Source organism: Blastococcus sp. CCUG 61487 (assembly GCF_005222955.1).
In the GTDB taxonomy this organism is placed as follows: Bacteria; Actinomycetota; Actinomycetes; order Mycobacteriales; family Geodermatophilaceae; genus Blastococcus.
This window is the reverse complement of the sequence record NZ_LWUA01000031.1, coordinates 1-9,193: the sequence shown is the minus strand read 5'-3', so window position 1 is coordinate 9,193 and position 9,193 is coordinate 1. Positions and strand designations below refer to the sequence as shown.

The window sequence follows — 9,193 nt, the reverse complement described above, 5'->3', positions numbered from 1 at the left end:
CGCTGGCCCGCCGCACGGCGCGCGGCCACCGGCACGACCACCGGCCCGACCCGCGGGACGTGCCGCACCAGCCGCCTCCCGGACCGGGCAGCGAGGTGCAGTACCTGCTCGCCGACGCCGACGAGGAGGCCGTCGGCACGCTGCAGGCGCGGCTCGCCGAGCTCGGCGACAGCCTCGTCGTCGTCGGCGTGGACACCCCCACCGGCCGGGAGTGGAACGTCCACGTCCACGTCTCCGACATCGGCGCCGCGATCGAGGCGGGGATCGCCGCCGGTCGGCCGTACCAGATCTCCGTCACACCGCTGGCGCCCGTCCGGCCGCCCGAGCCGGTCCCCGGCACGCGCGCGCTCGTCGCCGTCGTCCCCAGCGACGGGCTCGCCGAGCTGTTCGCCGAGGCCGGCGTCCGGGTGGTCGTCTGCGGTCCCGAGGGCGTGCAGGAGGACGACGTCCTCGACGAGATCCTCGCCTCGTCCGCGCACGAGTCCGTCGTGCTGCCCAACGACGCCGACCTGGTCCCCGTGGCGGGTCGCGCCGCGGCGCGCGCCCGCGAGCTCGGCCGGGAGGTGGGCGTCGTCCCGACCCGCTCGCCGGTGCAGGGGCTGGCCGCCTGCGCGGTCAGCGACCCCGACCGTCGCTTCGGCGACGACGTCATCGCCATGGCGGAGGCCGCCGCGGCCACCCGGTGGGCCGAGGTCACCGTGGCCGACCAGCAGGCGCTGACCTCGGCCGGTCTCTGCCGGCCCGGTGACGCGCTGGGCTCCGCGGAGGGCGACGTCGTCGTCATCGGCCCGGCGCTCGACGCCGTCGCCTGCGACCTGCTCGACCGGATGCTGTCCGCCGGCGGGGAGATGGTCACCCTGCTCGTGGGCTCGGACGAGGCGCTCGCCGACACCGTGTGCGCCCACCTGGCCGCGGCGCACCCCACCGTGGACGTGGTCCGCTATGCCGGCGGCCCGGTCTCGCCGCCGCTGCAGATCGGGGTGGAGTGACGGTGGCGGTCACCCTCGGGACCCCGCTGAGCAAGGTGCTCGGACCCAAGACCGCGACCGGGATGGCCGAGCAGCTGGGCCTGCACACGGTGCTGGACCTGTTGCGCCACTACCCGCGCCGCTACGCCCGGCGGGGCGAGCAGGCCGATCTCGCCGACGTGCAGGTGGGCGACCGGGTCACCGTGCTGGCCCAGGTGAAGAGCGTGACCACCCGGCCCATGCGCAACCGCCGCGGCTCGCTCACCGAGGTGGTCGTGGGCGATGGCAGCGGCCGGATGAAGCTGGTCTTCTTCAACCACCGGCACGCGCACCTGAAGCCGAACGCCTGGGGGATGTTCGCCGGCACCGTCGGCGAGTACCGCGGGGAGAAGCAGTTCGCGCACCCCGACATGCACCTGATCACCGGCTCCGCGGACGAGGACGACTGGGCGCGGGCGCTCGTGCCGATCTACCCGGCGAGCAAGGACGTCTCCAGCTGGGTCATCCAGAAGTCGGTGACGCTGCTGCTGGGCGCCGGGGGCGGGTTCGGGGACCTCGTGCGCGACCCGCTGCCGGAGGAGATCCGCGCCCGGCACGGGCTGCTGCCCCTGGCCGCCGCGCTCCTGGACATCCACCGGCCCACCACGATGGAGGACGTCGAGCGCGCCGAGGAGCGGCTCAAGTGGGACGAGGCGCTCGTCCTGCAGCTGACCTTGGCCGCCCGCCGCCGGGCGGCCGCGCTGGAGCCGGGCACCGCCCGGTCCCGCCGGTCCGGCGGGCTGCTCGACGCCGTCGACGCCGCCCTGCCCTTCGCGCTCACCGAGGGCCAGCGCGAGGTGGGGGAGGAGCTCGCCGCCGAGCTCGACCGCGACCAGCCCATGCACCGCCTGCTGCAGGGCGAGGTGGGATCGGGCAAGACGGTGGTGGCCCTGCGCGCCATGGCCCAGGTGGTCGACGCCGGGGGGCAGGCCGCGCTGCTGGCGCCCACCGAGGTGCTGGCCGCCCAGCACGCCCGCGGCATCCGCGACCTGCTCGGGCCGCTGGGCCGGGCCGGCGAGCTGGACGGCGATCCCGACGGCACCCGGGTCACCCTGCTCACCGGGTCGCTGAAGGCCGCGGCACGCCGCCAGGCCCTCGCCGAGGTGGCCGACGGCAGCGCCGGCATCGTGATCGGCACGCACGCCCTGCTGCAGGAGGGCGTCGAGTTCGCCGACCTGGGGCTGGTCGTGGTCGACGAGCAGCACCGCTTCGGCGTCGAGCAGCGCGACGCCCTGCGCGCCAAGGGCCACCGGCCGCCGCACGTGCTGGTCATGACCGCCACCCCGATCCCGCGCACGGTGGCGATGACGGTCTACGGCGACCTCGAGATCTCGACGCTGCGCCAGCTGCCCAGCGGGCGCGGCGGGGTGTCGAGCTCGGTCGTCCCGGCGGTGGAGAAGCCGGGCTGGGTCGACCGGGCCTGGGCGAGGCTCCGGGAGGAGGTGCTGGCCGGCCGGCAGGCCTACGTCGTCTGCCCCCGGATCGGCGACGTGGCCGGCCCCGACGACCAGCCGGAGGACGCCGACGGCGCACCGGACGACGAGGGCCGCGGTGACCGGCGCCCGCCGCTGGCCGTGCTCGACGTGGCCGAGTTCCTCCGCTCCGGCCCGCTGTCGGACCTGCGGCTGGACGTGCTGCACGGCCGGATGACCCCGGAGGAGAAGGACGCCGCGATGAGCGCGTTCGCCGCCGGCACGACGCAGGTGCTGGTGGCCACCACCGTCGTCGAGGTGGGCGTCGACGTGCCCAACGCCACGGTCATGGTCGTCATGGACGCCGACCGCTTCGGCGTCAGCCAGCTGCACCAGCTCCGCGGCCGGGTGGCCCGCGGGAAGCACCCAGGGCTGTGCCTGCTGGTCACCGATGCCCCCACCGCCTCGCCCACGGGTCAGCGGCTCGCCGCCGTGGCGGCCACCTCCGACGGCTTCGAGCTCGCCCGGCTGGACCTGGAGACCCGGCGGGAGGGCGACGTCCTCGGCGCGGCGCAGTCCGGCAAGCGCTCCGGCATCCGGCTGCTGTCCCTGCTGGAGGACGAGGAGCTCATCGCGACCGCGCGCGGCGAGGCCACGGCGCTGCTGGCCACCGACCGCGGGCTGGCCGACCATCCCGGGCTGGCGGCGGAGGTCGCGGCGCTCGCCACCGACGAGCGCGCCGACTACCTGGAGAAGGCCTGATGACCCGCGTGATCGCGGGGTTGGCCGGCGGGCGGCGGCTCAAGGTGCCGCGCACGGGGGTGCGCCCCACCGGGGACAAGGCCCGCGGCGCGCTGTTCAACAGCCTGGGCAGCCTGGTGGAGCTCGAGGGCGCGGCCGTCCTCGACCTGTACGCGGGCTCCGGCGCGCTCGGCTTGGAGGCGCTCAGCCGCGGCGCGCGCTCGGTGCTGCTGGTCGAGTCCGCACCCTCGGTGCTCCCCGTGCTGCGGGCCAACCTCGCCACCGTGGGGCTGCCCGGGGGCCGGGTTCTTGCCGGGTCCGTGCCCACCGTGGTGCGCGGAACACCGCCGGAGCCCTTCGACGTCGTGCTCGCGGATCCGCCGTACGCCACGCCGGTGAGCGAGGTGCTCGAGGTCCTCGGAGCGCTGGTCGAGCGGGGCTGGCTGGCCCCCGGTGCCGTGGTCGTCGTCGAGCGCGGCAGCCGCGAGGAGCCGTGGGAGTGGCCGACACCCCTGGTCGGACTGCGCGACCGGCGCTACGGGGACGCCGTGCTCCGGTACGGTCGCCTGTCGTGAGACGCGCCGTCTGCCCTGGTTCCTTCGACCCGGTCACCAACGGGCACGTCGACGTCTTCGAACGGGCCGCCGCGCTGTACGACGAACTCGTCGTGGCGGTGCTGGTGAACCCGGGCAAGGCGGGGTTCTTCCCGGTCGAGGAGCGCATGGAGCTGCTCCGTGCGGCCGTCGCGCACCTGCCCAACGTCACCGTCGACAGCTTCACCGGCCTGCTGGTCGACTACTGCCGCGCCCACGACGTGCCGGTCATCGTCAAGGGCCTGCGAGCGGTCAGCGACTTCGAGTACGAGCTGCAGATGGCCCAGATGAACCGCGAGCTGGCCGGCATCGAGACGCTGTTCGTGCCCACCGCGCCGCAGGTCGGGCACCTCTCCTCGAGCCTGATCAAGCAGATCGCCACGTTCGGCGGGGACGTGTCCGGGATGGTCCCCGCGGCCGTCGACGACCGGCTCCGCGAGCGGGCCGCGCAGGCCGGTCAGCAGTGACCAGGCCGCGCACGCACACGACCGAGGTCGTCTACCGGCTGTACGAGACGGTGGACGAGCTCACCACCGTCATCGAGAACGCGCGCAGCGTGCCGATGTCCGGCTCCTGCATGGTCCCCCGCGACCACGTGCTCGACCTGCTCGACGACCTCCGGGAGTCCCTGCCCGAGGACGTGCAGGCCGCCGGCGCGATCGTCGAGCAGCGGACCGAGATCCTCCAGCAGGCGCAGGCCGAGGCCGAACGGCTCACCACCCGCACCCGGGACGACGCCGAGCAGCTCCTCGTGCAGGCCGAGCACCAGCGCGACGAGCTGCTGGCCGCCGCGCGCCGCCAGCGGGAGGAGCTGCTCGCCCGGGCGCAGGCCGACGCCGAGCAGATCGTGGTCGACGCCGAGGCCGAGGCCGAGGCGCTGGTGGCCGACGGCGGCCGTCGCCGGGAGGCGATGATCGCCGAGGCGCAGGCGGAGCACGAGCGGCTCATGACCGAGACCGAGGTGTACCGCACCGCGGTCGCCCGTGCCGACGAGCTCGGCGCACAGGCGCACGCCGACTCCGCGCGGATGCGCGGGGAGGTCGACGAGTACGTCGACACCCGGCTGGCCGACTTCGGGACGACGCTCGAGCGGATGCTCAGGTCGGTGGAGAAGGCCCGCACCACCCTCCGCGAGTGATCTCCCTCGCCGGGGACGGCGGCGCGACGCTGGTCGGGTAGTCTCGTTCCCTGGTTCGACAGCCGGTGGTCCCGCCCCGGTCGAGCCGCCCCACTGCCTACCGCGAGTACCGACATGCCTGCCGCACCTGCGCACCGACGCGACGCCGCCGCCTCCGAGGCCCGGCGTCCCTCGGCCAACCCCTGGAAGATCGATCTCCGGGAGCTGGGCCGTCGCGCGGGGTCGATGCAGGAGCTGGACCGCACTATCCGCGCTCCCGAGGGCTGGAAGGTCGAGCTGATCGGCGTCCCCGCCGACGGTGACGTGCGCCTGGACCTGCGGCTGGAGTCGGTGATGGAGGGCGTGCTGGTCTCCGGCGAGATCTCCGTGCCGCTCGTCGGCTCCTGCGCGCGCTGCCTCGAGCCGGTGGAGGACACCCTCACCCTGGACATCCAGGAGCTGTACGCCTACGAGGGCAGCACCACCGAGGCCACCAGCGAGGAGGACGAGGTGCGCCTGGTCGAGGGTGACTTCCTCGACCTGGAGCCGATGGCCCGCGACACCGTCGTCCTCAGCCTGCCCCTGTCGCCGGTCTGCGACGAGGACTGCGGCGGCCTCTGCGTCGACTGCGGCCAGCGGATCGACGACCTGCCCCCCGACCACGCGCACGAGGTGACCGACCCCCGCTGGGCCGGTCTCGCCGAGCGTCTCGCCTCCTCGTCGGGTACCCCCGGCGACGACGACCCCACCAAGGAGAACTGACCGTGGCCGTTCCGAAGCGGAAGATGTCCCGCGCCAACACCCGCATGCGCCGCTCGCAGTGGAAGGCCACGGCTCCCACGCTGGCGCCCTGCCCGAACCGCGCCTGCGGCGAGCTCAAGCCGCCGCACCAGGCGTGCCAGAACTGCGGCCAGCACTCCGGCCGCCAGGTCCTGTCGGTCTGACCCCGCCAGTTCCAGCCGTGGGGACGACGGCCGCCGCACCGCACCCGACCGAGGGTGCGGCCGGCGGCCGTCCCCCCGGCGGGACCGAGCACGCCGAGCGCGCCGCCGCCTGGGCGCGGGCGGCCCTGGAGGTCGAGCTCCCCGGAGAGCTGCTCGGGCTCGCGCTCACCCATCGCTCGTACGCGTACGAGAACGGCGGCCTGCCGACCAACGAGCGCCTCGAGTTCCTCGGTGACTCGGTGCTCGGCCTCGTCGTCACCGACGAGCTGTACCGCAGCCAGCCGAACCTCCCCGAGGGTCAGCTGGCCAAGCTGCGTGCCTCGGTGGTCAACATGACCTCGCTGGCGGGCGTGGCCCGGCGGCTGGGGGAGGGCGGTGTGGGTCCGCACCTGCTGCTCGGCCGCGGCGAGGAGAGCACCGGTGGGCGGGACAAGGACTCGATTCTGGCCGACGCCGTCGAGGCCCTGATCGGAGCCGTGCACCTCGGCTGCGGGCTGGAGGCCGCGGCCGCGCTCGTGCACCGGCTGTTCGACCCCCTGCTGGTGGAGGCCGCGGGCCGCGGAGCCGCCCTGGACTGGAAGACCAGCCTGCAGGAGCTGGGCGCGCAGCGCGGCCTCGGCGCCCCCAGCTACCGAACGCAGGACGAGGGCCCCGACCACGCCAAGACCTTCAGCGCCGAAGTGCTGCTCGGCGGCACCGTCCGCGGCCGCGGCCGCGGCCGCACCAAGAAGGCCGCCGAGCAGGAGGCCGCCGAGGCGGCCTACCGAGCACTGCGCGCCGAGGCCTGACCCGTGCCGGAGCTGCCCGAGGTCGAGGTGGTGCGGCGGGGCCTGGAGCAGTGGGTGGCCGGGCGCACCGTCGCCGAGGTCGAGGTGCACCACCCGCGCGCCGTCCGCCGGCACCTGGAGGGCGCCGACTCCTTCGTGCAGGCGCTCACCGGCCGCACCCTCACCGCCGCTCACCGCCGGGGCAAGTACCTGTGGCTGCCGATGGCCGACCCCGACGGCAGCCCGTCCGGACGCGCGCTCGTCGCCCACCTCGGGATGAGCGGTCAGCTCCTGGTCGAGAAGCGGACCGCCCCCGACGAGACGCACCTGCGGGCGCGCTTCACCTTCACCGACGGCGGCCGCGAGCTGCGCTTCGTGGACCAGCGCACCTTCGGGGGGCTGGCGGTGGAGGAGATGGACGGCGACGACATCCCCGCCCGGCTGGCGCACATCGCGATCGACCCGCTCGACCCGGGATTCGACGTCGACGCCTTCACCGCGGCCCTGCGCCGCCGCCGGACCGAGGTCAAGCGGGCGCTGCTCGACCAGACGCTGATCGGCGGCGTCGGCAACATCTACGCCGACGAGGCGCTGTGGCGCGCGCGACTGCACGGTGCCCGCCCCACCGACAGGCTCACCCGCGGCCAGGTCGCCGATCTGCTCGACGGCGTCCGCGACGTGCTGGGGGAGGCGCTGGCGCAGGGCGGCACGTCCTTCGACTCGCTCTACGTCGACGTCAACGGGCAGAGCGGCTACTTCTCGCGCTTCCTCGCCGTCTACGGCCAGCTCGACCGGCCCTGCCCCCGCTGCGGCACGCCCATCCGGCGGGAGTCGTTCATGAACCGCTCCAGTTACAGCTGCCCGCAGTGCCAGCCCCGTCCGCGGGCGAGGCGCTCGTGACCCGGCGGATGGTCGCGCTGGTCTCCGGTCGTGTCCAGGGCGTCGGGTACCTGGCCCCGCTGCAGGGGCCCGCGCCGAGCGTGCGAGGCGTGGGGGGCAGTGGGGTCCTTCTAGGGAGGGTGGAGGTCGTGCTGGAGGGGGCGGACGACGCCGTGGCCCGTGTCCTCGCCGAGCTGGACGGGCCGCGCGCACCCGGTCGCGTGACCGGCGTCGAGGCCCGGGACGAGCCGGCGGTAGGCGTGCGGGGCTTCACGACGGAGTGACGAAGGCGACACCACCCGACGGCGGTGGCTCGCCGTCCTCGCGTTGACCTGCGCAACCAGGCCTGTCACCCTGGGACCCATACCACAGCTCGCGCCGACCGTCACCCGGGGCGCCGGGCTCACCCTCTCGCTCGGAAAGGCCGCTGCAGTCATGGCCAAGGCCCTGTTCGGTCACCTCGTAGCACCCGCGGAGCTCCGCCTCGTCGAGGAGAACGCCGTCCTGCGGGGCAAGGTGCGCCGGCTGGAGCAGGAGCTCGAGGAGCTCCGCGCCCAGCGCGAGGCCGCCCTCGCCCACGAGCTGCTCTCGCTCACCGGCGACAACGAGCCCGCGCTCGCCTGACGCTCGTCGCCGCTCCGGGGCCGACCTCGGCGGACCATTCCGTCACATCGCCCCCGCTGGTCCCCCCAAATCCGCGGATTCCGGCGCAGTAACCCCTAGATTCGGGACCTGTGCACCTCTCCAGCCTGACGCTCAAGGGCTTCAAGTCCTTCGCGTCCGCCACGACGCTGCGGCTGGAGCCCGGCATCACCGCCGTCGTCGGCCCCAACGGGTCGGGCAAGTCCAACGTCGTCGACGCCATCGCGTGGGTCCTCGGCGAGCAGGGCGCGAAGAGTCTGCGCGGCGGCAAGATGGAGGACGTCATCTTCGCCGGCACCGCCGGCCGGCCCGCGTTGGGCCGCGCCGAGGTGACCCTGACGATCGACAACACCGACGGCGCGCTGCCGATCGCCTACACCGAGGTGTCGATCACCCGCCGCATGTACCGCTCCGGGGAGAGCGAGTACGAGATCAACGGCGACAAGGTGCGGTTGCTCGACGTCCAGGAGCTGCTCAGCGACTCCGGCATCGGCCGCGAGATGCACGTCATCGTCGGGCAGGGCCAGCTCGACGCCGTCCTCTCCGGCCGCCCGGAGGACCGCCGCGCCTTCATCGAGGAGGCCGCCGGCGTCCTCAAGCACCGCAAGCGCAAGGAGAAGGCGCTCCGCAAGCTCGACGGGATGCAGGCCAACCTCGACCGGCTGGCCGACCTCACCGCCGAGCTGCGCCGCCAGCTCAAGCCCCTGGGACGCCAGGCCGAGGTCGCCCGCCGGGCCGCCGGCGTGCAGGCCGACCTGCGCGACGCCCGGCTGCGGCTGCTCGCCGACGACCTGGTCCAGCTCCGCGACGCCCTGGACAAGGACGTCGCCGACGAGACCGCGGCCCGCGAGCGCCGGAGCGCCGTGGAGCGCGACCTGGCCGGCATCTCCCGCCGCGAGGGAGAGCTGGAGTCCGGCCTGGCCGAGAGCGCCCCGCGGCTCGCCGCGGCCTCGGAGACCTGGTACCGGCTCTCGGCGCTGACCGAGCGCTTCCGCGGCGTCGCCTCGCTGGCGGGGGAGCGCTCCCGGCACCTGTCGGCGGCCGCTCCGGCCACGACGGCGGGCCGCGAGCCCGACCAGCTGGACGCCGAG

Annotated in this window: 12 protein-coding genes; all 12 read left to right on the top strand. The window is 74.7% G+C overall.

The window, feature by feature from the left end; all coding sequences use genetic code 11:
* The coding region (locus tag A6V29_RS03280; protein ID WP_502700065.1) for a fatty acid kinase subunit FakA-related protein at window positions 1–989 on the top strand (989 nt) is incomplete at its 5' end.
* A gap of 2 nt (window positions 990–991) precedes the next feature.
* A complete protein-coding gene (recG, locus tag A6V29_RS03275) occupies window positions 992–3,181 on the top strand; it encodes an ATP-dependent DNA helicase RecG (protein WP_170977670.1) in 2,190 nt (729 codons plus the stop codon).
* Entirely contained in the window at window positions 3,181–3,735 is a 555-nt protein-coding gene (rsmD, locus tag A6V29_RS03270; protein WP_137158966.1) for a 16S rRNA (guanine(966)-N(2))-methyltransferase RsmD, read from the top strand. Before recG ends, rsmD begins: the two co-directional genes overlap by 1 nt.
* Window positions 3,732–4,220 carry a pantetheine-phosphate adenylyltransferase gene (coaD, locus tag A6V29_RS03265; protein ID WP_137158965.1) on the top strand — a complete coding sequence of 163 codons (489 nt, stop codon included), beginning with the start codon at window positions 3,732–3,734 and terminating at the stop codon, window positions 4,218–4,220. The genes rsmD and coaD overlap by 4 nt, the downstream gene beginning before the upstream one ends.
* A complete protein-coding gene (locus tag A6V29_RS03260; RefSeq protein ID WP_137158964.1) occupies window positions 4,217–4,891 on the top strand; it encodes an ATP synthase subunit B family protein in 675 nt (224 codons plus the stop codon). Before coaD ends, A6V29_RS03260 begins: the two co-directional genes overlap by 4 nt.
* Window positions 4,892–5,005: 114 nt before the next feature.
* The gene (locus tag A6V29_RS03255) at window positions 5,006–5,632 is read left to right on the top strand and encodes a YceD family protein (protein ID WP_137158963.1); all 627 of its coding nucleotides are present in this window, start codon (window positions 5,006–5,008) and stop codon (window positions 5,630–5,632) included.
* A gap of 2 nt (window positions 5,633–5,634) precedes the next feature.
* Window positions 5,635–5,814 (top strand): 50S ribosomal protein L32, encoded by a 180-nt coding sequence (rpmF, locus tag A6V29_RS03250; RefSeq protein WP_137158962.1) that lies wholly within the window; start codon window positions 5,635–5,637, stop codon window positions 5,812–5,814.
* Window positions 5,815–5,831: 17 nt separating this feature from the next.
* Window positions 5,832–6,602, top strand: coding sequence for a ribonuclease III (gene rnc / locus A6V29_RS03245; protein ID WP_137158961.1), 771 nt, complete (start codon window positions 5,832–5,834; stop codon window positions 6,600–6,602).
* A 3-nt stretch (window positions 6,603–6,605) separates the two neighbouring features.
* Window positions 6,606–7,481: a bifunctional DNA-formamidopyrimidine glycosylase/DNA-(apurinic or apyrimidinic site) lyase gene (gene mutM, locus A6V29_RS03240; protein WP_137158960.1), complete on the top strand. Its 876-nt coding sequence runs from the start codon at window positions 6,606–6,608 to the stop codon at window positions 7,479–7,481.
* Between the two features lie 128 nt (window positions 7,482–7,609).
* Window positions 7,610–7,744, top strand: a complete 135-nt coding sequence (locus A6V29_RS21870; protein ID WP_283956334.1) for a hypothetical protein — start codon at window positions 7,610–7,612, stop codon at window positions 7,742–7,744.
* A gap of 151 nt (window positions 7,745–7,895) precedes the next feature.
* A complete protein-coding gene (locus tag A6V29_RS03230; protein WP_137158959.1) occupies window positions 7,896–8,084 on the top strand; it encodes a hypothetical protein in 189 nt (62 codons plus the stop codon).
* A 110-nt stretch (window positions 8,085–8,194) separates the two neighbouring features.
* Window positions 8,195–9,193: chromosome segregation SMC family protein (locus A6V29_RS03225; RefSeq protein WP_170977669.1), on the top strand; the 999-nt coding region annotated here is incomplete at its 3' end.